Genomic DNA, 21785 nt, shown 5'->3' with positions numbered 1-21785 from the left:
GGTGGTAGTCCTTTGTAGATTTCATCCATTGAAAAAATTTAGGTGTCATATTCTATAGAACTGTGGATAAGTTATCCAGAGACAAATGCACAAAAAGAGGAAAATAATATTTTATTTTCATGTGCGAAGAAGATCAAAAACGGCCATGCGAATACCAATCCCATTATGAACTTGTTTTAAAATAACGGATTGCGAGCTATCAGCCACTTCTGAAGCGATTTCAACGTCGCGATTCATAGGGCCGGGATGGAGTATGATTGCGTTTGATTTTGCCAAGGTCAATTTTTGTTTAGTGAGGCAAAAATGTTCACGAAAAGAATTAAATTCTGAGTCATCGAGTTTTTCATGGCGTTCTTTTTGTATACGCAAGGTGACAATGACATCACTATCTTTAATGCCATCCTCTAATGAATTAAAGGTCAGAATATTTTCAGGAAGTTCGTGATCAGGTAATAATTTCGGGGGCGCCACTAAATGAATTTGCGCAACGCCCATTAGGGTTAATCCATCGATTAATGAGTGTGCAACACGTGAATGAATGATGTCTCCAATGATAGTGACGGTCAATGATTCCCAGGATTTTTTGTGTTGACGAATTGTAAGTAAATCAATGAGGGCTTGGGTGGGGTGTTGGTTGGTCCCATCGCCAGCATTGATGACGGCCGCAGATGTTTTTAACTCTTGTGAAACCCACTCGGGAAGGCCGTTTTCGGCATGGCGAATGATAAAATCAGAGACGCCCATGGCTTCGAATGTCCAGATTGTATCCAATAATGACTCGCCTTTGACGACGGCGGAGTGTGGTAAATGTGGATTCAGTACGACGGTCGCATTCAATCGCTTAGCAGCGATGATAAAAGAGTTGCGCGTGCGCGTACTGGGCTCAAAAAACAAATTAGCAACGATTCGGTCTTTTAACGAATCCGTTACTTTGTTATTGGGGATTGCATCGTGTAGAAAATATTCAGCTTTATTTAAAATTGCTTCGATCATGTCGCGATCTAGCGACTTCATGCTGATAAGATGCTGTAACGTATTCGTATGGGACATGTTATGAGTCCTGTTCACGTAGCCATTGTTCTAAGATAAGCTTCGCAGCGTAACTGTCAAGTTCTTTTTGCTGGTGACGCTTAGCTTCAAGGGTGGTTAATCTTTCATCAACTGTATATACAGGCAAACCGTATCGAGAGCTTAATTTGTTCGCGAATCGTTGTGCTGCGAAAGTCACCGGTTGTTTAGATCCATCCATGTTCAAGGGAATTCCCACCACGATCGCATCAATATTCCAGGTATCTATCAACTCTTGAACATGTTCCCAATTGGGTACACCATCGCGTGCATTTAAGACAGCCACCGGGTTGGCAGTTCGAGTGATCATTTGTCCGACCGCAACGCCAATTCTGCGCATACCAAAATCGAAGCCCAGCAAGGTGTTGTGTTTAGGCATGCCCCACCTGATCGGAAAGGTGGAGTATATCAACCCCAATCAAAGCAGCCGTGTCTTGCCAGCGTTTTTCTATCGGGGTTTTGAACAAAATATCGCGGTTATAAGGGACGATTAGCCAGTCATTTCGAGCAATTTCCCTCTCGAGCTGCCCAGACTCCCAGCCGGAATAGCCTAATGTGATAATAAAATCGTTTGGTCCTTTGCCAGCCGCAATCTCCTGTAGCATTTCTTTTGATGCCGATACAAGGAGCTCTTTAGCATCATTGGGGCCCTTAGCTTCTTGATCATAAATGATAAAGCCATGCTCTTGGCCTACCGGGCCGCCCATAAAAACAGGATAGTCAGCAAGCTCTGTTTTTGTGACTGAAATATCAAGGTGATTGAGCACGCTACCCAAGTTAATTTGGAGAGGTTGATTAATAATCATTCCCAAGGCGCCGTCTTTGGTGTGCTCATAGAGATAAACAACCGCTCTGGTAAAGTTCAAATCAACGAGGTTTGGCATGGCGACCAAAAAGTGATTAGTCAGTATGTTAGTTTTAATCATTGTAAGGTAAGTATGCTTGGATACGCCTCCGGTAGCAATACCTCCTATTCAGGGCGTGGAGAATTTGCAATAATGTTCCTTCGTTGCGAGTTAGTTTGCCAGAGCAATTGAGGGAAACCCATATGAATCAAGTCGCCTCTAAACACATCCATAACGATCTTTCGAGTGAAGCGCTGATCGATGAAGCAGTGAAAAACGGTGAGGGAGTGCTAAGCGTAACCGGAGCACTGTCAGTCTCAACGGGTAAGCGAACAGGTCGATCACCAAAAGATCGTTTTATTGTCAACGATAAAGAAACGGCAAACACTGTCCAGTGGGGATCGGTCAATCAACCTATCGATCCGGAATATTTTGACGCTTTATGGGCGCGCACTCGTGAATATTTGTCGAATGTTCCTGTTTATATTTCACACCTGCGTGTCGGAGCTGATGATGAATATTTTCTTCCCCTTGATGTAATAACTGAAACAGCCTGGCACAATTTATTTGCGCGTAATTTATTCATTCGCCCCAAAGAAAATGATGCATCTGGTAAAGAACCTTGGACTATTTTAAGTGCACCCAACATGAAAACAGATCCAGAACGTGATCATGTAAATAGTGATGGCACGGTAATGATTAATTTTTCACAACGAAAAGTATTGCTTGTTGGAATGCCATATGCCGGGGAAATGAAAAAAGCGATGTTCTCAGTATTAAATTATTTTTTACCCGCGCACGATGTTTTGCCGATGCATTGTGCTGCAAACATGGGTAAAGATGGCGACGTCGCATTATTTTTTGGCCTATCGGGGACAGGAAAAACGACCTTGTCTGCTGATCCGCAACGTTATCTGATTGGTGATGATGAGCACGGTTGGAGTAACACGGGTGTATTTAACTTTGAAGGTGGCTGCTATGCAAAATGCATCGATTTATCCCGTGACCGTGAACCCGTTATCTGGGATGCAATACGTCGTGGTGCAATCATGGAAAATGTTGTCTTAAAAGAAAATGGTGAGCCGGATTACAGCGACAGCTCACTAACACAAAATTCACGCGCTGCTTATCCGCGCGAACATATTCCGCTGCGTGTTGAAGAAAACAAAGGTGGCTTACCAAAGGCAGTGATTTTTTTAACATGCGATCTTTATGGTGTATTGCCACCGGTTGCGCTTTTAACGAAAGAGCAAGCTGCCTATCACTTTTTAAGCGGATATACAGCACTTGTGGGCAGCACGGAGCTTGGCAGTGCAAAGGGTGTGACGCCTACGTTTAGCACATGCTTTGGTGCACCGTTTTTCCCAAGACCCGCGACGGTTTATGCGGAGCTATTAATGAAGCGCGTTGAGGATGCGGGGTGCCAAGTTTATTTGGTCAACACCGGATGGTCAGGTGGTGCTTATGGTGAAGGTGGGCAGCGATTTTCGATTCCAACAACGCGTGCTGTGATCAATGCTATTTTAAGTGATGCATTAATCGATAAGCCGACAGAAATACTGCCAGGATTTGGAATTGCGATACCAAAAGAAGTGCCTGGTGTTGATAGCAAGGTGCTGAATCCACGGAATACATGGTCTGACGTCAACGCATATGATTCGCAAATCAAAGCCCTCATGGAAAAATTTAGAGATAATTTCACAAAGTTTGAAGTACCAGAGGCGATTCGACATGCCGGCCCTGTCATCTAATTTATTCGCAATTAACAAACGGATTCGCGCGGCTGAAAAAAAATATCATCGCGCAGAAAATTCAGTCCGATTATTAGCGGTTAGTAAAAAACAAAGCATTGAAAAAATTAAAGCGGCTATTGCCGCAGGGCAAACGTATTTCGGTGAAAATTATTTACAAGAAGCCCTATCAAAAATTAAAGTGCTTCAAGATAGTTCTCTCGAATGGCATTTTATCGGTGGTATTCAAGTGAATAAAACACGCGCTATCGCAGAAAATTTTGCCTGGGCCCACGGGGTTGCTCGGACTAAAATTGCAGAGCGATTAAATCAACAGCGCCCTAATCATCTTCCGCCTCTAAATGTTTGCATTCAAATTAACATTAGCGATGAAGCGAATAAGCAAGGTGTTTGCGTGTCAGAACTATCCGAATTAGCGAGCGCCATTACTCAGTTAGAGCATTTAAAATTACGGGGATTGATGGCGATACCTGCCTATGTCGACGATTTTTCAGCGCAGCGCAAAATATATCATGCAGTGGCTGAGGCACAAAACACACTCGTCGAACAAGGCTTTGATTTAGACACGTTATCGATGGGCATGTCGCATGACTTTGAAGCGGCTATTGCGGAAGGAAGCACAATTGTTAGAATTGGGACGGCATTATTTGGAGAGCGAGAATGAAAAACCAACAATCACTTTCATCGGCGGCGGCAACATGGCGCGCAATATCATCATTGGGTTGGTCAACAGTGAATATGATCCGAATCAAATCTGGGTAACAAATCGTGGCACAGAAAAATTAAATTTTTTCCGAGAAAAATTGGGGGTGCACACGACGCAAGAAAATCGTGAAGGTGTGTCGCATGCAGCCGATGCGCGCCATGGAGAGCGAAGCGAAGGCGCGTATTCCGCGGTAGGCTCGGATTTTTTGCCGAGCGTAAGCGACTGCAAAAAATCTTTACGAGCCGTCAAGTCATTTGAGAGCCCGTGCGTAGTCGAGCCGTGAGGTCGCGGAGCGCGGGCGACGAGGACGTCCGCGGCTATTTAAGTTGTCGCGTATTGCGAGTCGATTATTGACAGGGATGGCAATAATCTATCACGAGCATCGCGACACGCTTGTATCGTTGTGATTGCGGTTGAACCCGGTGCTGTAAAAACAGTTTGTGAAGAAATTAAAGATATTGTTGCTGAAAAATCACCTTTAATTATTTCAGTTGCAAGCGATGTGAATGATTCGCATATGCGTGAATGGTTGGGTAATGATGCTGCCATTGTACGAGTTATGCCGAACACCCCATCGTCGGTGGGTGCGGGTGCAAGCGGATTGTATGCTAATGTAAATGTAACGCCAGAACAAAAAAGCTTGAGTGAGCATATTATGCGAGCTGTCGGTATTGTTATTTGGGTCGACAATGAAAGTTTGATTAATGCAGTAGCGGCACTGTCAGGATCAGGTCCTGCTTATGTTTTTCTCGTTATGGAAGCACTGCAAGCAGCGGGCGAAGCGCTGGGTTTATCTGAAGAAAATGCACGTTTGCTAACGTTGCAAACCGTACAGGGTGCTGCGCGCATGGCATTGGAATCGGAGCACGATGTGACTGAGTTGCGGCGTTTTATTACAGTGCCCGGTGGGTCGACAGAACAAGGGATAAAAGTATTTGAAGAACGTGGTATTCGAAATATATTTGAAGCTGCTTTGAAGGCAGCTCATAATCACACTGTAAAAGTAGCGGAGTCATTATGACAACACTGAGCAATGCTGGCATGTTTTTAGTCGATCTTGTTTTTGATATCTATATTATTATTTTAATAGTACGCCTACTCATGCAAAAACTTGGCGCAAGTTATCATAATCCATTTTCACAATTAATTATTAAGCTCACCAATGTTTTTGTCACACCCATGCAAAAGGTATTGCCGGGGTTTAAAGGATTTGATTTTGCCATTATATTTTTAATTTTATTATTTGCAGTGATTGAAACATTGCTGACAATTTGGCTGCGTTTTAAGGTTGTGCCCGGGCTTTGGGGGACGATTGTCATTTCTATTGGAATGATAGGTAATAAATTTGTTAATTTATATTTTTATGCAATTATTGTAAGGGCGATTATGAGCTGGGTTGTGTCATTGCAACAGAGCCCGATTGCTGAAGTTGTTTTTCTCATTACAGAACCGATCATGAAACCTGCGCGCAGACTCATACCCACAATAGCTGGTTTTGATTTATCTCCGATCCCTGTCTTGATTGCCTTGCAACTCATTTCAGCTTATGGTTTTGGTGCTTTAATAAATACCGGCATGAAGTTAGCGTTTACTTAGAGGTTCCCCCTAGAAATCGGTTTAAAAACTTAAAACATTTTATTGATTTCAATTGCTTGCAAGTGCGAGAAGGGATTTTTGTTTTCGGGAGGCGCCATCCCTAAGCTGTTTAGTGCGGTTTTGTAAAACATCAGTCTATGGTGTATGATGTAGACTCGTTTTACCGGACAGCTCCTCATTTTGGATTATGAAGTGTCCGGAAATTCGGGTCTAGATCAGCCAACCTTGTGCGGTAGGGATATACGTAATATCACCCACCTATTTTTGATTGGGTGCTGTTGTTGTAAAATCGCGATTTAATAAATTCGGAGCAACAGGATATTGATGAGCAGAATCGGTGGTTGCTTTAAATCTACGCTTCGTTTTTGCTTTTAAATTCAATCCAGTTAACCGCCTTTTAACACGATTCAAGCTACAACGTATACCCGCCATCAACAACTCCTGCCAAATACGAAAACCACCATAACGTCCTTGATGAAATTGGTAAATCTCAATAATTTTCTGGTCTAAAAACTGATTTTCCAAATCACGTTGCGATGGCGCGCGACCCATCCATTCGTAATAGCCGCTACGGGATACCTGCAAAACGCGACACAGAGTACTTATTCCCCAATGATCACGATGTTGTTTTATCCAGGCGAACCTCACTCGTGATCCTTCGCGAAGAACACCGTTACTTTTTTAAGATGTCACGCTCCTTGGTAACACGTCTAAGCTCTCGTTTTAACTGGTTAATTTCAGCCTCTTGTTGGCTTAACTGTTGCATGGCTGCTTTTACCTCTTGTGGCTGGCGTTCTTTCTTTAGCCAACTGTAAAGTAAGGTAGGTTTGACGCCAAGCTCTTGTGCAATTTGAGCAATCGGCTTATGAGACTCTTGAGCTAGTTTAACAGCCCCATCTTTAAAATCTTGGTCATAACGAGATTTAATTGTCATCGGACAGCTCCTCATTTTGGATTATGAAGTGTCCGGAAATTCGGGTCTAGATTACTTACGATAGTTGAACCTTATAGGACATCATGCAAAAAAACAAAGGCATGTTAATTTTTATACAGAAATATCCCCTAGAGTTTATTCTTTTTTTCATAAAACATTAATGGTTTTTTGTAACCATATTACCCTTGGTTTCAAAAGCCGAATGGGGTCTTTGAGTCTAAGGATGTGACTTCATTCGAGCGAGATAGGAACCTTGAATAAACGAGCAGAAAATGAAGATAATCATTTGCAAACCACAATTTCATTTAGATCATGAGCTTGCATTTGCCCCAGCCCAGACTGATCGCCCTCACCGGAGCTTGCTCTGTAATAAATTAGAATTGTCTCCAGGAGAGGAGCATACAACATCAATTAGATCCTCTAATAATGAGATAAATCCCTCGTTTACTGAGCAACTGAAACATATGTTTTTTGCAGTAAACAGGTGGGCTAATGAGAATGGATTGCCAGAAAGGAATAGATTTAATGAGGGTGTGATTGATGGTGTTTTGGAAAGTATATCTACACGAGGATATGGTCGATTACCGCGTGTATCTGATCATGTTTTTGAGTCGTTAAAGAGGTGGTGCCTCATTTTTGTTGATGGCATCTAAATAACCCTCCCAAACTCGTGCCTATTGATAAATAATCCGATGACAATGTCGTGCAATTTATCCAGTTTAGAAAAGCAAATCGTCTTTCTCGCTAATCGCTTTATTCGTGTGCGCAACGTGAGATGCTTTCGTTCAATCGCTTGGGTATTTTGCTTTCCCACCAAATGTTTTGATTGAGGCAGGTGTCTTTCATAAGCACCCCAATCATCTGTATAGTAAAAGTTGATATCAAATGAGCTCAGTTTTTCTTTCAGTGCTTTAAATGCTGAATCTTTTCTTGGACCAAAATGATAAGCTAACACCTCATGTGTATGGTGATCAATCGCATGCCAAAGCCAACGTTGATTCTGTTTATTTCGAACAAAACTCCACATTTCATCCAGCTCCGCTTCTTCAACTTGTACAACATTAACAGTAACAGACGCACCAAGTGATTCTTTTTCCTTTAAAAGTCGTGTATTGACGCTCTCCAAACCTTCACCCTTTTTTTAATTCACCAATAACAGTGTTAATGCTAATACGTAAAACGCGTGCAGTATCTCTGACGCCACTACCATTCATTGCCATATCAACTATTTTATCTTTAACACCAGGGGCACGAGCATTATGTGTGTAATCTAGAAGAAATGTATTTTTCTCACAAGCATTATTTTTACATTGAAACCTTTGCTTTCCTGTACTGCTGACGCCAAATTTTACAACCTCATGTAAACAGCAGCAGGGGCAAGCAACATTGATTCTTGCCATTCATTCAATCCTTATCCTAATGATTTTCTGAAATAGCAAAATATATCACATCAACAAAAATGAGGCACTACCCGTTAAAGATACAGTTAGAAGAAATTTATTATGCTTTGAACGATCCTGTTCGACAAAAAGATGAGCTTCATCAAATCGCTAATAACTTATTGAGTGGGATAAATGTTTGTGGTCCAGGTATTATAACTAAGGTGGATGATACACACTCTGCTTGCTATAGCAGCTCTACCCTCTCTTATTGGCTAGCTAATTTAAGAACAATTATTGTAAAGCAACTTTCTGAAGAGCATATTAAGAGTAAAAGGATTAATGATGGAAATAGTATTCATGTGCATAATGCCTTTTATAAATATGCAAGTGATAATAACTGGAATCTTTTGTTCCATCAAAATCAATTAAAAGATATTTTTTATGAGCTTGCTAATCTAGAAGAGAATGACCTTTCTCGGATTTACGACAGTTTTCGTCAGCGATACCAAGAAGAGGCGTGTTCGTATGTAGTGCAATGCTTTAGAGACGCTGTTGATAGCTTGATAAAAAAAACGGGTGTGAATGTCGGAACGGATAATGCACCTAGTTTTATTATTTCGAATGAGCAATATCCAGAGTTTTCCAAAGAAATACAGAATTTATTTCGGGAAATTGGGATTAATGAGCTTTCATTTTGGAGCATAGTTACATTAAACGATGATGAAATTTTGTCTGTACAGGATAGCTTCTTAAAGCACATTGAGTCGTTTGTTTTATATGGTTTGTATTTTCAAAAAAAAATAATAAAAGGGGAAGAAGTAGAGAGGGAAGCAGTAGAAGGAAAAAGCAATAACTCAATGGACGATCAAGAAAAAAAAATTATTGGCTTTAAGCAAGGTGTGTTAAGTGCTGCCTGGCTGGAAGAAGAAATAGCTGACCAAAAGTTAAATTTATCCTTTCCGCAAGGTTGGGAGGACGTTCTTATATTTGAGGACAAACCGATTGAAATAAGCACCTTTTTGGAAAAAATGTCAAAGAAACCACAAGCATTTGAGCATTTACTAAAGGAATTAGGAAGGCCGGAAGACTCAAGTATAGAACACTTATTGATTGAGAAGATAGCAAATAATTTTTCAAAAACAGAAATTGGATATATGGCAGCGCTTTATTTATCTTCAGGTCGTTGGGGTGCCGCAAATAAATCTGATGTACGCCATACAATACTGAAAAATATCGAGTTTCTAGACCTATTTTCGGCATTGTACGGAAACCCTCATGATCCAGCTTTAATTGAAGTCGCAAAGCTGGCAGCGGCAAACGCAGGTGAAGCCGCTTGGGGTACGGCACTGGAGATGGAAAATGATAAGGGGGCGACGCCGCTTTATGGGCTGATGAGGACACTGATCAAAAATCCTACTAATACTAATTTAATTGAGCTCGCGAAGCTGGCAGCGGCAAATGCAGGTGAAGCTGCTTGGGGTAGAATTTTGGAGGTGGGAAATGAGAAAGGGGGGACCCCGCTGTATGGGCTGATGGGAGCATTGTTCAAAAACGCTACTGATCCTAATTTATGTGAAGCCGCGAAGCTGGCAGCGGCAAACGCAAGTGGAGCCACTTGGGGTACGGCTCTGGAGGTGGGAAGTTGGAAAGGGGCGACGCCGCTTCATGGGCTAATGGGGGCCTTGAGCAAAAATTCTACAGATGCTAATGCTGCTTTAATTGAAGTCGCGAAGCTGGCAGCGGCAAACGCAGGTGAAGCCGCTTGGGATAGAGCTTTGGAGATGGGGAATGAGAAAGGGGCGACGCCGCTTCATTGGTTAATGGGGGTCTTGCACAAAAATTCGATAGATGCTAATGCTAATGCTAATTTAATTGAGTAATTGAGCTCGTGAAGATGGCAGCGGCAAACGCAGGTGAAGCCTCTTGGGGCAGAACTTTAGAGATGGGAGATCTCAAAGGGGCGGCCCCGCTTCATGGGCTGATGGGAGCACTGAACAAGAATTCGGCTAATGCTAATTTAATTGAAATTGCGAAGATGGCAGCGGCAAACGCAGATGGAGCCGCTTGGGGTACGGCTCTGGAGATGGGAAGTTGGAAAGGGGTGACGCCGCTCCATTGGCTGATGGGAGCACTGAACAAAAATCCGACTAATGCTAATTTATGTGAAGTCGCGAAGCTGGCAGCGGCAAACGCAGGTGGACCCGCTTGGCGTACGGCTATGGAAGTGGGAAGTTGGAAAGGCGCGACGCCCCTTCATTGGCTGATGGAAACACTGAACAAAAATCCGACTAATGCTGATATAATTGAGCTCGTGAAGATGGCAAAGGATCTTTTGCAAATACAAGCGCCGTTCCTCGGTGTTGACAACCAGTCTGAGTTTTCTGTTAACAATAGCACTAACTCTACAAATGATCCTGAAAACAATAGGCAATCGCGCAAGCGTCCATATAATCGAGCATTCTTTTCAACAAGCAAAATTAATAGCGCCGAGAGTGAACCTGCTCACAAATTATCACGGGATAGTCTTTTTCCTAATGACTAATGATGATTACCTTCATAATATTCCAGACCAAAATCACAGACGGTGGTGTAAGTGAGGGTCGTGTCAGTCTGTGATCTATGTTATCTGACTACTTAATGAAGTATTCAGTGAGGATAACTATATCTAAATTTGAAATGATCAATCAGTTATTTCAACAAGCTTGCTACATGAAACCATTATACCTGCATTTAAATACTTGCTCGGATTTTTAAAGAGCTACATAACTCATTGAATAACTTTTATAAAATTTATATTTGTGGTGAAGGTTTGATTCGCGTGCTGGTTTCGATTAGGATGAGCAGCACATGGCAATAAATAATGGGGTTTACTTATGAGTCAGAATGTCCATTCCAGCAGTGATGCTAACTTCGAAAATGATGTTTTGAAAGCTGATCTCCCTGTTCTCGTCGACTTTTGGGCTGAATGGTGCCAGCCATGCAAAATGATTAGCCCGATTGTAGATGAGATTGCCAAAGAATATTCGGGTCGAATCAAAGTTGTGAAAGTGAATGTGGATGATAACGCCGAAACACCCGCAAAATATGGTGTCCGTGGCATTCCCAGCCTACTCCTATTTAAAGGAGGTAACGTGGTTGCCACCAAGGTCGGGGCACTGAGCAAGTCACAGCTCGCAGCATTTGTAGACGAAAACATCTAGTCCAGGCTTGCGGAACTTGCAATTTTACAGTCGAATAGATATATTGGCATCTTTGCTGAAATAGGCATATAATATCTTATACCAACCGGTATAATCCCATCGATTTCAGGACAAACGGGCCAAACTAGTAGTGTCCAATTAAACTACGTATCGAGGATTGATATACGACTCAAACGTTGCGAGAGCAAGCTCTAAAACCAATAAGCACATCTTGGCATTTCACTAATGTTTAACAACCAATATAAGGTAAATAAATTACTATGAACTTAACTGAACTAAAGCAGAAATCAGCTGCTGAATTAACGCAAATTGCTCAAGACATGAAGCTCGAACATATTTCGCGCTCCCGCAAACAAGACATTATTTTTGCGATACTAAAATCGCATGCCAAAAAGGGCGAAGACATCTTTGGTGATGGTGTTCTGGAAATTTTGCAAGATGGTTTTGGATTTTTACGCTCTGCCGATAGCTCTTATTTAGCAGGCCCCGATGACATTTATGTATCGCCGAGCCAGATACGACGATTTAGCATGAGAACGGGCGATACAATTTCCGGAAAAATTCGTCCCCCCAAAGAAGGCGAACGTTATTTTGCTTTATTACAGGTTAACGAAATTAATTACGAAAAACCGGAAGCCTCAAAGGGCAAGGTACTATTCGAAAACTTAACGCCACTCTTTCCAAACGAATTGCTTCGAATGGAAATTGGTAACGGCAGTACTGAAGACATTACGGCCCGAATCATTGATTTGGTGTCACCGATTGGTAAAGGTCAACGTGGTTTGATCGTGTCGCCGCCGAAAGCGGGTAAGACAATGATGCTGCAAAACATTGCTCATTCGATTACAACCAATCATCCAGAATGTATTTTAATCGTGCTGTTAATCGATGAGCGTCCTGAAGAAGTAACAGAGATGGATCGTTCGGTGCGTGGCGAGGTTGTTGCGAGTACGTTTGATGAGCCACCATCCCGTCACGTACAGGTGGCCGAAATGGTGATAGAAAAAGCAAAACGACTCGTCGAACACAAAAAAGACGTTGTTATTCTATTAGATTCCATCACGCGATTAGCGCGTGCGTACAACACTGTTATTCCTGCATCAGGAAAGGTATTGACTGGCGGTGTTGATGCTAATGCACTGCAACGACCCAAACGATTTTTTGGTGCAGCCCGAAATGTCGAAGAGGGAGGCAGCTTAACCATTATCGCAACTGCATTGGTGGATACGGGCTCGAAGATGGATGATGTCATTTATGAAGAATTCAAAGGTACCGGTAACATGGAAATTCATTTGGATCGTCGGATCGCCGAGAAACGTATCTTCCCAGCAATTAATATCAATCGTTCGGGTACGCGTCGTGAAGAACTCATGACGAAGCCGGATGAGTTGCAGAAGGTGTGGATCCTTCGCAAAATCTTGCATCCGATGGATGAATTGGCTGCGAGTGAATTCTTAATCGATCGATTGAAGCTCACCAAGACTAACGAGAAGTTTTTTGACAGCATGAAAGGGGGATAAGGAGCAAAAGGGTCACGGAAGCAATTAAATTTTTATGTCATTAAATTGTCATATTTGGCTGATATCGTCCTTTGAGCTATTATTGGAGGACGATGAGGAGCGATGAAAACAGAAGTGACAGCAGATAATCAAATACTTAAAGAATTAGATGAGCAGAAAATAGGGCGATCTCACTTTCGAATGATTGTGACCGCCGGAATGGGTTTCTTTACAGATGCCTATGATCTCTTCGTTATCGGTGTTGTTACAGCACTTCTCTCTCCAATTTGGCACTTATCCACAGCTCAAATATCATTGCTTAATGGCGCCTCACTCGCCTCAGCAGCACTGGGAGCTGTCTTCTTCGGTTGGTGCGTTGATAGATTTGGTCGGAAGAAAATGTACGGCGTTGAGGTGATGATCTTATTCATCGGTGCGATCTTATCGGCAGTTTCTCCGTCCTATGTATTTCTATTGCTATCGCGTATATTAGTTGGGTTTGGTATCGGCGGTGATTATCCAACCAGTGCCGTGGTGGCTAGCGAACACTCAAACCGAAAAAATAGAGGGTTTTTGGTTTTATTGGTGTTTGCAATGCAAGCGTTGGGATTAATTATCGGTCCATTATTTGCATCTTTACTTATGGTTTTACATATTCCGCATCACATTGTGTGGCGGATATTGTTGGGCGTAGGTGCGATACCTGCAGCATCGGTTTTTTATCTAAGACGAAGAATAACGGAATCGAAACGCTTTTTAATGACAAAACAATCGCCAGTTGAAGTCAGTCGCGTTGTCAGCCATTTGAGTGGCTACAAAGACGCGGTTGCAGGTAGCTTTAAAAAGCAAAGCTTATTGCAGTCGAAATGGTTGAAATGTTTGATCGGAACCGCCGGAGCCTGGTTTTTGCTTGACGTTGCTTTTTATGGAAATGGTGTATCTTCGGTATTAAGCATGAATTCCATAAGCCCTCATGCAAATCTGTTACAGCATACGCTATTAGCTGCGCTTATCTTTCTGTGTTTTGCGGTACCCGGTTACATCTTTGCAGCCTTGTATGTCGATAAGATTGGCCGGAAGGCTTTGCAAATTATCGGTTTTTTGATTATCGGATTGTGTTATCTAGCCATTGCAGTAATACCAGGAGTGAGCAACATATTGCCATTATTTATTGCCATCTTTGGGCTTAGTTTCTTTTTTGTGAACTTTGGCCCCAATACAACAACTTTCTTAATTCCATCAGAAGTCTACCCAACCAGCATGCGGGCTAGAGCGCATGGTCTGTCAGCCGCCATAGGCAAGGTTGGCGCGTTCATCGGGGCATTCTTTTTGCCTTTAGTGCTGAAATCGGCTGGCATGTCAGTGACCATGTTAATATTGGCGGCTGTTTCGCTCTTAGGTGTGTTTATCACGTTCCTAGTACCTGAGATGAAAGGACTTTCTTTGGATACTACCGAGGATATCAGCTCACACTCTGAGCAAGGTCGCTGATCCAACTTGAGGTGACTCTTTTATAATCAATCTGTTATAATCAGCACTGCTGAGATAAGCTGTTTGTAATATGACCAAAAGAAGAGCCCGGCTATGAAGAAACACATTCTCATCGTTGAGGATGAACAGGCTATCCGAGAAATGCTTCGTTACGCGCTGGAATCGACCGACTTTGCGGTTGAAGAGGCGGAAGATACCCAACAAGCCATGCGTTTGATTGCTAATCGGCTACCCGATTTGATCTTACTCGATTGGATGTTACCTGCGAAAAGTGGTGTCGACTTCACGAAGCAACTTAAGCAAGACAGACTCACCATGAGTATCCCCATTATTATGCTAACGGCCAGGGCGGAAGAAGAAAATAAAATCATTGGGTTAGAGGCAGGTGCGGATGATTATGTGATTAAACCCTTTTCGCCGAGAGAGCTTATCGCCCGGATTCGAGCGGTATTGCGACGGGGTCCCTTGGAACATCCTGACGGCACGATCACTCTTGGCGATTTAATCATCGATACGGCGAGTCAGCGTGTCAAAATTGCAGGAGAATCCATTAAGCTTGGCCCGCTAGAGTATCGCCTATTATGTTTTTTCGTGACTCATAAAGAACGTGTTTATAACCGTGATGAGATGTTAACCCATGTGTGGGGAGGGGATGCTTATTTGGATGAACGTACGGTCGACGTTCTTGTTCGACGGTTACGGAAACAATTAGCGCCACACGGTTACGATACATATATCCAAACCATCCATGGATCTGGATATCGTTTTTCGGAGAATCCTGATGCGCGATAATGCAGTCGAACAAGTACAAACTGAAAAGCGTTTAGCAGAAGCTTTGCCGGAAGGCATTGTTCTGTTGAATGAAAACAATCAATTACTGTGGTGGAATGAAGTCGCCCAACAATTATTGGGATTAAATAATTCACACCGTAGTCATTCTATTCACGATATTATTCCACAAGATGAATTTCGTCATCTGTTAATTGGTGAAGTGCTGGAAGTAATCGCGCCGAACAAAAACAATGTACGTTTAGCAATTCATGTGCGAAATTATTTCGATCAGAGAAAAATATTAATTGTGAACGATGTCACGCACACGTATCACTTAGAAAAAATGCGTCAAGATTTTATTGCAAATGTATCTCATGAGCTGAGGACACCCCTTACGGTCTTTAACGGTTATTTAGAATTATTGTTAGACCAGCCTGATATTGATAAGACTCAGATTAAAAAAATTGTCCGGAAAATGTCGGAACAAAATGCCCGAATGCAATCATTGGTCAGTGATTTATTGTTATTATCTCGCTTAGAAAGTGACGAGCCTGACATGAAAAAACACCATCCGGTAGCTGTTGCTGACATGATTCGAGCTATTTGCGCTGATGCTAAAACCGTTAGTGGTGAAAACAATCATGAATTCGAAATTGATATTGATCAGAGTTTGCAAATCGATGGTGAGCCCGATGAGCTACGAAGTGCGTTTTCAAATATAGTTGTCAACGCAGTGCGCTACACACCAGCGAATGGAAAAATTAAAGTACGCTGGTATACCAATGAAGCAGGTGCGTACTTTGAAGTGATCGATACGGGTATTGGTATTGCCGATAAGCATATTAATCGTATTACTCAACGTTTTTATCGTGTGGACAAAGCGCGATCGCGCGAAAAAGGAGGCACAGGTTTAGGACTTGCCATCGTGAAACACGTGTTACTGCGCCATCATGGCGAACTTACCATCGAAAGTAAAATCAATGAAGGCAGTATATTTCGCTGCACTTTTCCTAATATTCAGCAGTAATCTTCAACCCCGGTATTGCGTTAGCCGAGGATGTCGGTACGATAGTTTGTATAGTGTTTCACATCCAGAAGGCACGTAGTTTTTAGATTTCAATTGCGGCAAAGAGAAAGCGTTCGTGTTTTAGGGTGTTAGTGCCTCCCGAAAAACACGGACGCTTTCTCGTACTGGCAAGCAATTGAAATTCAAGACTACGTGCCCCTTCGATAGGGAGCGTCATTTGCGGGTGATTTATTGCGAAAAACGAACCTCGCCATGCTCATGTATTACGTATACATTGCGCTTGCTCGTTCGTTTTTCACAATAAATCCCATCACAACTAACGCTCCGAATTACAGTAAGGGTGAGTTGTTACGTCATGGCTGTCATCAATAATATTCATGATAAATATTTTCGCTCAGCGATGAGTAATCTGCGAGTTGCGAAAGACTTTATGGAACAGCACTTACCGCGAGCTATTCTAGCGGTAACCGATTTATCGACTTTAAAGTTACAAAAAGAGAGTTTTATTGATGCGAATTTCAAACAAGTCATGTCGGATGTGTTGTATCAAGCGAAAATAAAGGGACGTGATAGCTATATTTATTTGCTAGCAGAGCACCAAAGCACGCCGGACCGTTTAATGGCGTTACGACTGTTACGTTATAGCTGCCGGATCATGGCGCATCACGTTGAAAATAATAAGGGAGCTGAATTGCCGGTAGTTGTCCCACTGGTGTTTTACCACGGACAGCAACGATACCCCTACAGCACTGACCTATTTGATTTGTTTGGGGATTCCCGTGAGCTAGCAAAAAGTGTGTTATTGGAGCCCTTTCATCTCATTGATGTTAACACGATACCCGATGAAACATTGAAACAGCGGGTGTGGAGTGGGGTATTAACGTTGATGCAAAAGCATATTTATGAGCGAGACGTACTTAAGTACTTTGAAGCTGTTTTGCCGCTGTTGCGCGAGCTTATGACAAACCACGAGGAAAGTTATATACTGTCGACGGTACACTATGTGATAGATGCAGGAAGCATTAATGATATCGAACGACTCATTAGACTCACGCATGAACTATCACCGGAAATAGGAGATGAAGCAATGACACTAGCAGAACGCTTAAGGCTTGAAGGTAGAACTATAGGCAAAGCGGAAGGTAAAATCGAAGGAAGAATCGAAGCGGCCAAAGAAATAGCAAAGAATTTGCTTGCTAAAGGAGTTGATCCCTCTATGGTGGCACAGGCCACTGATTTGCCGTTTGAGACTATCAGTTCAATTACCACTGAATAGAAGGTGGAGCGATGACACTAGTAGAGTTTATTCAGGCTTTCATCTATTAAAGCTGGTTATCATGTATTAAAATCTGCACATGAATTATTTTATTTACATACTGGAATGTGTTAATGGAAATTTTTATACCGGATACACCGCTGATATAAAGCGTCGTTACCAAGAGCACATTGATCAATCTAATAAATGTAAGTATACACGCAGCTTTCCTCCTAAGCGTATCGCGGCTTGCTGGGAAATAACAGGAACCGTATCCCTGGTGTTAAAAATAGAGAAAGCCATCAAAAGCCTCACGAAAAAAGAAAAGGTTGAGTTAGTTGCATTTCCTGATCTTTTGTTCAGTATATTACTTCCAGAAGATCAGCATAAAATAAAAGTCTGTATAAAAAATAATGATCATATCCGAGAATCGCTAACGGCGGCAGTTCGACAGTGAGTGGTTGCTCAATTTATACATCGAGTGTGTCAAATATCATTGTTGGATTTGTCTTTCCTCTTGCCATCCAGTAGAGTAGTATTCAAGGCAAATACTTAGAGACAAAATTAAGATAATAGGAGGCAGGCGGCTTTCCATGATCAGGATAGCGCTCATAGAAGATCATGTTGTGGTGCGTCAAGCGCTTAAGGTCTTGCTTAGTCAGGCGCGTGGCATGCAAGTGATTGGTGAGGCAGCCACTGGACAAGAAGGTTTGGCGATGATCAAAGCCAAACATCCCGATGTTGTGATCCTTGATTTTAGGCTCCCCGATACTGATGGTTTGGAGATGACCCAAAAGATCATGCGGTTTGACCCCGACATCAAAGTTCTCGTTATGACCGCTGTACAAAGTAATATGTTGGCACAGCGTCTCTTGAGTGCTGGCGTGCATGGCTATCTTACCAAAGAAAATTCCACTACGGAGTTGGAAACGGCAATCAGACGTGTTCACAGTGGCCAACCCTATATCAGCCCTGATATCGCTAATCAACTTGCACTGCAGCGAATCAATCCGAATCAGAAAAATCCGTTTGATATCCTGAGTAAAAGGGAGATGCAAGTTTTACTTTTACTTGCGAAGGGGATAAAACCACAAGCTATCGCTGAGAAACTTTTTATCAGTCCAAAAACTGTCAACAGCTATCGTTACCGTCTCTTTGAGAAATTAAATGTGAAAACCGATGTTGCCTTAATCAATTTGGCGATACGATACGGTTTAGTGGATGTAGATGGTATCTAGCTAACTACGCTGAGTAACGACAATGACATCTGTAACCGGGCGAAAGCTTTGAACTTGTAAGTTGAAATTACCGACATGCGCGTAAAGTTGTGAGGAACTACCGCCATCCAGGTTCAGTGCGTTATAACAGTCTAATCCGCCTTGTTTTTCAGTACGTTTCATGATGTCGGCTAGTTGCTGAGTACTCAGCGCTAAGCTTTGTGTTGCAGCGATAATGACTTTGCCATTTTTTGTAATACCCAAGGCAGAACGATAAGAGACTTTTTCTCGAAGCTTTGGAATGTTGCGATTGACGATAAGACGAGGACCGGCCTGCACCGCGAATTCAATGTTTTTAGAGTAACGAAAAGCTGATTTAGGTACGATGAAAGCGTTATTATTTTTAATTATAAAAACACCCCACCAACTAGTGTTTTTCAGCGGATGAAGAATTTTTCCTGAATTAATTCGCAGGCCAAGAGGCTTAAACTGAGGCGAAAAGAATCCGCCATTAATGGCGATCAAGCCGTTCATGCCTTGCGCGACGTTATTTACGTAAACGGAGTTTTGATTGAAGTTTTTAGCTAAGACCAAAGTAAATTTATATTTTTGTAAATCGATTCGAAAGGCGTGTATTTTTTGTAAAGGCATGGTTGGATTGGGTTGGATAACTGTATAGTCCAAACCATTGGCAAGCTTTTGCCAAGCCAATGAATTTACAGCAAGAGCCGGGCTCTCAATGAATAGGCAAATTAAAAATAATGTAATAATGCTTTTCTTTAAATAATTCATCTAGCGGTAATTCCAGAATCAATATTGGGTTTCATGAGAGTGCTCAAGACCTAGTTTATACGATTCTAGGGCCGCTTCTTTTTCATTAGTGGCTTCCAAGACCGCACCTAATTCTTGATATGCATCTGCAGTGGGTACTAATTTGATACTTGCCTCTAAATATTCCTTTGCTTTTCCCCAGAATTTTTCACGTATGCTCAATCGACCTAAGCATAATAATAATTCGGGTTCTTTGGGATATTTTTTAAACCATGATTCTGCTATTGAGAGTTGTTTCGCAGATGATTCTCCTTGTGCTAACCCGTAACTCTCAACCAGGGTTGAATCCCATTTCTTTTTTAACACACTTTCAATGAGTGAAATGGCAGTGGAATCTTCACGATGTATGATGAGATATTGTGTGTAGGCCCGGATCAGCTCAATGTCTTGATGCCAATGTCGAGGCAATGATTTCCAGGTATCGATTAACGTACGAGTGTCTTTTTTATTTGCCTCGGCTAATAAAGCGAGATAAATCTTTCTCTCTAATGTGTCGAGTTCATGAGTTGATAGAACTTTGTATTTGCGCAAGCTTGGCAAAAGTTTTTGTAATTGTTCCCAGTCTTGTAGTTGCTGATAAACGATTTCGAGTAATTTTAAAGTATAGCTATGACGAGGATTCGTGCGATTGAGATGTGTCAAGGTAGCCAGCGCTTGTTCCCATTGTTTGCTGCTGATTTGTAACTGTGCTTGCGTGAGCCCTACCGCGATACCGGATCCTTTTGTTGTCATATGGGCTTTGCGTAAATAGTCATCGCGTCGTTCATACGCTTGTTGTGCTTGTGCAGCGCGGGCCGCTGCAAGATAATTTATGAGCGGACTCTTTGTTATTTGTGCGGCTTTTATGAGGGTTTGCTCGGCCGGTTGCCAATCTCCTTCCGCTAATTCACATAAACCTTGGTTGGTTAGTTGGCGTGCTTTGCGTAGGCGGCGCATGCGTTTCCAGCGTCTAATGTTTTTTGAGATCCGAGTTGTTCGGCCAATCGTGCGAAAGATAAAATATAAGACGAGAAAAATAATAATGAGAGAAACAACAGCCACCCAGAGACTGGTTTCAAGCGTCCAATGGCGATAAGCGATTAAGACATAACCAGCGCCTCGTGACATTTCTAAACCAAGCCAAATAGCCAATAATAATAAAATAAATCCAAATATTAAGTATCTCATTGATCGGCATCCTCGGTTTGATCATCCGTCCCGTTGGATGAATGATCTTGGTCTGGAGAAGATAGCGAGTTCAATACTTGTAATGACTTTAGGCTCGTGGGTATGTCAGGGGTAATATTGATTATAGCCAAAGCTTGTAATTTTTTAATAATTTGTTCGGTTGCTGGTTGATTTTGATCATATTGATTCAGCCACTGAACGGCTAAGTTTAAACTTTGTCGATAAAGCTTTGTCGATCGATGCAACACGGCCCATTGCGCTTGCGAGATTTTAAGACGAATATTATCTTTTAAGAATATAACTTGTTGAGGCATGAGCAAGGGTGCAATGGGTTTGTCAAAATGTCTGATAATAAATAATTGCTTTAAGGCTCCCAAGTTGTGCTTAACCTTGCCCCACCAATGTTGTGGTGGAGTAGTTGGAGATGGTGATGTCGTTGATTGTGGTGACATTTGTGACTGAGTGGGCAGCTTCGCAATTTCGTCGCTCAGTCTATCGAGTTGAGTTAATAAATTGATGGTGTTGATTTGCGGTACAGCAGATAACGTAGCAACATCGTGAGCAATGGCGACTTTTAAGCGCGTTGCTGCAGGGGTGGTCACGGTATCGAGTTGCTCTGCCGCTAGTTTCAGAAGTTTAATGCCGAGGTGAATATTCTTATCCATGGTTAAATGAAGATGTGCTAAGCGGATCAAATAACCAGCTTCGCCAATCGCCTGCTGCTGGGCGGTATCCCCACCTTGGCTCATGAGCTGAGAAATATTTTTTTGGTTGGCTGTGATGGCACTCTGTAAGTTAGATTGTACTTGTTTGAGCTCTGCTTTAAGGGCTGCAATCGACTGTTGAAGCTGTGTGGCGCGATTATCGAGAGTGGATTGGACAGAGCTCGTTTGCTGCCAGGCCAGGGCTGCAATAACAATGGCGATAATGCCCAAGATGAAAGCGATCAGGCTAATGATGGAATGTTTTGAGGCCGTTGATTTCTGTTTTGATTTGATGGGTGGTTTTGAAGAAGATGTGGTTGTCATAATCTGCCGCCTCGTTA

The 21785-nt window shown here is 42.4% G+C and carries 23 protein-coding genes and 2 pseudogenes; 16 read left to right on the top strand and 9 right to left on the bottom strand.

The genetic code is table 11. The annotated features are described in order from the left end of the window. Positions 1-117: 117 nt before the first annotated feature. The 3 genes from ACJMKR_RS11760 to ACJMKR_RS11750 are packed head-to-tail and all read right to left on the bottom strand — an operon-like array spanning position 118 to position 1994. The gene (locus tag ACJMKR_RS11760; protein ID WP_423063227.1) at positions 118-1050 is read right to left on the bottom strand and encodes an aspartate carbamoyltransferase catalytic subunit; all 933 of its coding nucleotides are present in this window, start codon (positions 1048-1050) and stop codon (positions 118-120) included. Between the two features lies 1 nt (position 1051). Beyond that, entirely contained in the window at positions 1052-1447 is a 396-nt protein-coding gene (gene ruvX / locus ACJMKR_RS11755) for a Holliday junction resolvase RuvX (RefSeq protein WP_423063226.1), read from the bottom strand. After that, positions 1440-1994: a YqgE/AlgH family protein gene (locus ACJMKR_RS11750; protein ID WP_423063225.1), complete on the bottom strand. Its 555-nt coding sequence runs from the start codon at positions 1992-1994 to the stop codon at positions 1440-1442. The genes ruvX and ACJMKR_RS11750 overlap by 8 nt, the downstream gene beginning before the upstream one ends. Positions 1995-2116: 122 nt before the next feature. Between ACJMKR_RS11750 and ACJMKR_RS11745 the strand changes: the two genes are divergently transcribed. The 5 genes from ACJMKR_RS11745 (at position 2117) to ACJMKR_RS11725 (ending at position 5966) form a co-directional block, all read left to right on the top strand. Further along, a complete protein-coding gene (locus ACJMKR_RS11745) occupies positions 2117-3664 on the top strand; it encodes a phosphoenolpyruvate carboxykinase (protein WP_423063224.1) in 1548 nt (515 codons plus the stop codon). After that, positions 3645-4328 (top strand): YggS family pyridoxal phosphate-dependent enzyme, encoded by a 684-nt coding sequence (locus ACJMKR_RS11740; protein ID WP_423063223.1) that lies wholly within the window; start codon positions 3645-3647, stop codon positions 4326-4328. Before ACJMKR_RS11745 ends, ACJMKR_RS11740 begins: the two co-directional genes overlap by 20 nt. Further along, the gene (locus ACJMKR_RS11735) at positions 4252-4653 is read left to right on the top strand and encodes a pyrroline-5-carboxylate reductase family protein (RefSeq protein ID WP_423063222.1); all 402 of its coding nucleotides are present in this window, start codon (positions 4252-4254) and stop codon (positions 4651-4653) included. The genes ACJMKR_RS11740 and ACJMKR_RS11735 overlap by 77 nt, the downstream gene beginning before the upstream one ends. Before the next feature lie 120 nt (positions 4654-4773). After that, positions 4774-5391: a pyrroline-5-carboxylate reductase family protein gene (locus ACJMKR_RS11730; protein WP_423063221.1), complete on the top strand. Its 618-nt coding sequence runs from the start codon at positions 4774-4776 to the stop codon at positions 5389-5391. 20 nt (positions 5392-5411) lie between these two features. After that, the gene (locus ACJMKR_RS11725; RefSeq protein ID WP_423063220.1) at positions 5412-5966 is read left to right on the top strand and encodes a YggT family protein; all 555 of its coding nucleotides are present in this window, start codon (positions 5412-5414) and stop codon (positions 5964-5966) included. A 408-nt stretch (positions 5967-6374) separates the two neighbouring features. Here ACJMKR_RS11725 and ACJMKR_RS12200 read toward each other — a convergent pair. Continuing rightward, positions 6375-6518: pseudogene (locus tag ACJMKR_RS12200) on the bottom strand (IS3 family transposase); the annotation flags it as partial. A gap of 121 nt (positions 6519-6639) precedes the next feature. Further along, entirely contained in the window at positions 6640-6900 is a 261-nt protein-coding gene (locus ACJMKR_RS11715) for a transposase (protein ID WP_423063218.1), read from the bottom strand. A gap of 272 nt (positions 6901-7172) precedes the next feature. Here ACJMKR_RS11715 and ACJMKR_RS11710 point away from each other — a divergent pair, with 272 nt between their 5' ends. After that, positions 7173-7553, top strand: coding sequence for a hypothetical protein (locus ACJMKR_RS11710; RefSeq protein ID WP_423063217.1), 381 nt, complete (start codon positions 7173-7175; stop codon positions 7551-7553). On the opposite strand, the pseudogene ACJMKR_RS11705 reads toward ACJMKR_RS11710, so the two are convergent. Beyond that, positions 7550-8300: pseudogene (locus ACJMKR_RS11705) on the bottom strand (IS1 family transposase). The gene ACJMKR_RS11710 and the pseudogene ACJMKR_RS11705 overlap by 4 nt on opposite strands. 59 nt (positions 8301-8359) lie before the next feature. Here ACJMKR_RS11705 and ACJMKR_RS11700 point away from each other — a divergent pair. The 10 genes from ACJMKR_RS11700 (at position 8360) to ACJMKR_RS11655 (ending at position 18763) form a co-directional block, all read left to right on the top strand. After that, positions 8360-10162, top strand: a complete 1803-nt coding sequence (locus ACJMKR_RS11700) for a hypothetical protein (protein WP_423063216.1) — start codon at positions 8360-8362, stop codon at positions 10160-10162. Positions 10163-10170: 8 nt separating this feature from the next. After that, entirely contained in the window at positions 10171-10824 is a 654-nt protein-coding gene (locus ACJMKR_RS11695) for a hypothetical protein (RefSeq protein WP_423063215.1), read from the top strand. 331 nt (positions 10825-11155) lie between these two features. Continuing rightward, positions 11156-11482 (top strand): thioredoxin TrxA, encoded by a 327-nt coding sequence (gene trxA, locus ACJMKR_RS11690; protein ID WP_423063214.1) that lies wholly within the window; start codon positions 11156-11158, stop codon positions 11480-11482. 260 nt (positions 11483-11742) lie between these two features. Continuing rightward, positions 11743-13002 carry a transcription termination factor Rho gene (rho, locus tag ACJMKR_RS11685; protein ID WP_423063213.1) on the top strand — a complete coding sequence of 420 codons (1260 nt, stop codon included), beginning with the start codon at positions 11743-11745 and terminating at the stop codon, positions 13000-13002. Positions 13003-13104: 102 nt separating this feature from the next. After that, on the top strand, positions 13105-14472 hold the full coding sequence (locus tag ACJMKR_RS11680; RefSeq protein WP_423063212.1) for an MFS transporter: 1368 nt from the start codon (positions 13105-13107) through the stop codon (positions 14470-14472). A gap of 93 nt (positions 14473-14565) precedes the next feature. Further along, the gene (gene phoB / locus ACJMKR_RS11675) at positions 14566-15264 is read left to right on the top strand and encodes a phosphate regulon transcriptional regulator PhoB (protein WP_423063211.1); all 699 of its coding nucleotides are present in this window, start codon (positions 14566-14568) and stop codon (positions 15262-15264) included. Next, positions 15254-16270 (top strand): phosphate regulon sensor histidine kinase PhoR, encoded by a 1017-nt coding sequence (gene phoR / locus ACJMKR_RS11670; protein WP_423063210.1) that lies wholly within the window; start codon positions 15254-15256, stop codon positions 16268-16270. The genes phoB and phoR overlap by 11 nt, the downstream gene beginning before the upstream one ends. 355 nt (positions 16271-16625) lie before the next feature. Continuing rightward, positions 16626-17546 (top strand): Rpn family recombination-promoting nuclease/putative transposase, encoded by a 921-nt coding sequence (locus ACJMKR_RS11665; protein ID WP_423063209.1) that lies wholly within the window; start codon positions 16626-16628, stop codon positions 17544-17546. Positions 17547-17625: 79 nt separating this feature from the next. After that, on the top strand, positions 17626-17982 hold the full coding sequence (locus ACJMKR_RS11660; protein WP_423063208.1) for a GIY-YIG nuclease family protein: 357 nt from the start codon (positions 17626-17628) through the stop codon (positions 17980-17982). Between the two features lie 136 nt (positions 17983-18118). Continuing rightward, complete coding sequence (locus ACJMKR_RS11655; protein WP_423063207.1) at positions 18119-18763, top strand: response regulator; 645 nt, start codon at positions 18119-18121, stop codon at positions 18761-18763. On the opposite strand, the gene ACJMKR_RS11650 is transcribed toward ACJMKR_RS11655, so the two are convergent. Genes ACJMKR_RS11650 through ACJMKR_RS11640 form a run of 3 tightly spaced genes read right to left on the bottom strand, consistent with a single transcriptional unit; the run spans position 18764 to position 21768 of the window. Next, on the bottom strand, positions 18764-19534 hold the full coding sequence (locus ACJMKR_RS11650; RefSeq protein WP_423063206.1) for a phosphodiester glycosidase family protein: 771 nt from the start codon (positions 19532-19534) through the stop codon (positions 18764-18766). 18 nt (positions 19535-19552) lie between these two features. Further along, positions 19553-20740 carry a heme biosynthesis protein HemY gene (locus ACJMKR_RS11645; RefSeq protein ID WP_423063205.1) on the bottom strand — a complete coding sequence of 396 codons (1188 nt, stop codon included), beginning with the start codon at positions 20738-20740 and terminating at the stop codon, positions 19553-19555. Continuing rightward, positions 20737-21768: a uroporphyrinogen-III C-methyltransferase gene (locus tag ACJMKR_RS11640; RefSeq protein WP_423063204.1), complete on the bottom strand. Its 1032-nt coding sequence runs from the start codon at positions 21766-21768 to the stop codon at positions 20737-20739. Before ACJMKR_RS11640 ends, ACJMKR_RS11645 begins: the two co-directional genes overlap by 4 nt. Positions 21769-21785 lie beyond the last annotated feature (17 nt).

It is taken from the genome of Candidiatus Paracoxiella cheracis (assembly GCF_049348705.1).
In the GTDB taxonomy this organism is placed as follows: domain Bacteria; phylum Pseudomonadota; class Gammaproteobacteria; order Coxiellales; family Coxiellaceae; genus Paracoxiella; species Paracoxiella cheracis.
The sequence above is the reverse complement of the archived record's forward strand: the minus strand, read 5'-3'. Positions and strand labels throughout refer to the sequence as shown.

Coding starts and splice junctions, on each gene's coding strand:
- ACJMKR_RS11760 (WP_423063227.1), bottom strand. CDS start 1,050: ATGTCCCATACGAATACGTTACAGCATCTTATCAGCATGAAGTCGCTA.
- ruvX (WP_423063226.1), bottom strand. CDS start 1,447: ATGCCTAAACACAACACCTTGCTGGGCTTCGATTTTGGTATGCGCAGA.
- ACJMKR_RS11750 (WP_423063225.1), bottom strand. CDS start 1,994: ATGATTAAAACTAACATACTGACTAATCACTTTTTGGTCGCCATGCCA.
- ACJMKR_RS11745 (WP_423063224.1), top strand. CDS start 2,117: ATGAATCAAGTCGCCTCTAAACACATCCATAACGATCTTTCGAGTGAA.
- ACJMKR_RS11740 (WP_423063223.1), top strand. CDS start 3,645: ATGCCGGCCCTGTCATCTAATTTATTCGCAATTAACAAACGGATTCGC.
- ACJMKR_RS11735 (WP_423063222.1), top strand. CDS start 4,252: ATGACTTTGAAGCGGCTATTGCGGAAGGAAGCACAATTGTTAGAATTG.
- ACJMKR_RS11725 (WP_423063220.1), top strand. CDS start 5,412: ATGTTTTTAGTCGATCTTGTTTTTGATATCTATATTATTATTTTAATA.
- ACJMKR_RS11715 (WP_423063218.1), bottom strand. CDS start 6,900: ATGACAATTAAATCTCGTTATGACCAAGATTTTAAAGATGGGGCTGTT.
- ACJMKR_RS11710 (WP_423063217.1), top strand. CDS start 7,173: ATGAAGATAATCATTTGCAAACCACAATTTCATTTAGATCATGAGCTT.
- ACJMKR_RS11700 (WP_423063216.1), top strand. CDS start 8,360: ATGAGGCACTACCCGTTAAAGATACAGTTAGAAGAAATTTATTATGCT.
- trxA (WP_423063214.1), top strand. CDS start 11,156: ATGAGTCAGAATGTCCATTCCAGCAGTGATGCTAACTTCGAAAATGAT.
- rho (WP_423063213.1), top strand. CDS start 11,743: ATGAACTTAACTGAACTAAAGCAGAAATCAGCTGCTGAATTAACGCAA.
- ACJMKR_RS11680 (WP_423063212.1), top strand. CDS start 13,105: ATGAAAACAGAAGTGACAGCAGATAATCAAATACTTAAAGAATTAGAT.
- phoB (WP_423063211.1), top strand. CDS start 14,566: ATGAAGAAACACATTCTCATCGTTGAGGATGAACAGGCTATCCGAGAA.
- phoR (WP_423063210.1), top strand. CDS start 15,254: ATGCGCGATAATGCAGTCGAACAAGTACAAACTGAAAAGCGTTTAGCA.
- ACJMKR_RS11665 (WP_423063209.1), top strand. CDS start 16,626: ATGGCTGTCATCAATAATATTCATGATAAATATTTTCGCTCAGCGATG.
- ACJMKR_RS11660 (WP_423063208.1), top strand. CDS start 17,626: ATGAATTATTTTATTTACATACTGGAATGTGTTAATGGAAATTTTTAT.
- ACJMKR_RS11655 (WP_423063207.1), top strand. CDS start 18,119: ATGATCAGGATAGCGCTCATAGAAGATCATGTTGTGGTGCGTCAAGCG.
- ACJMKR_RS11650 (WP_423063206.1), bottom strand. CDS start 19,534: ATGAATTATTTAAAGAAAAGCATTATTACATTATTTTTAATTTGCCTA.
- ACJMKR_RS11645 (WP_423063205.1), bottom strand. CDS start 20,740: ATGAGATACTTAATATTTGGATTTATTTTATTATTATTGGCTATTTGG.
- ACJMKR_RS11640 (WP_423063204.1), bottom strand. CDS start 21,768: ATGACAACCACATCTTCTTCAAAACCACCCATCAAATCAAAACAGAAA.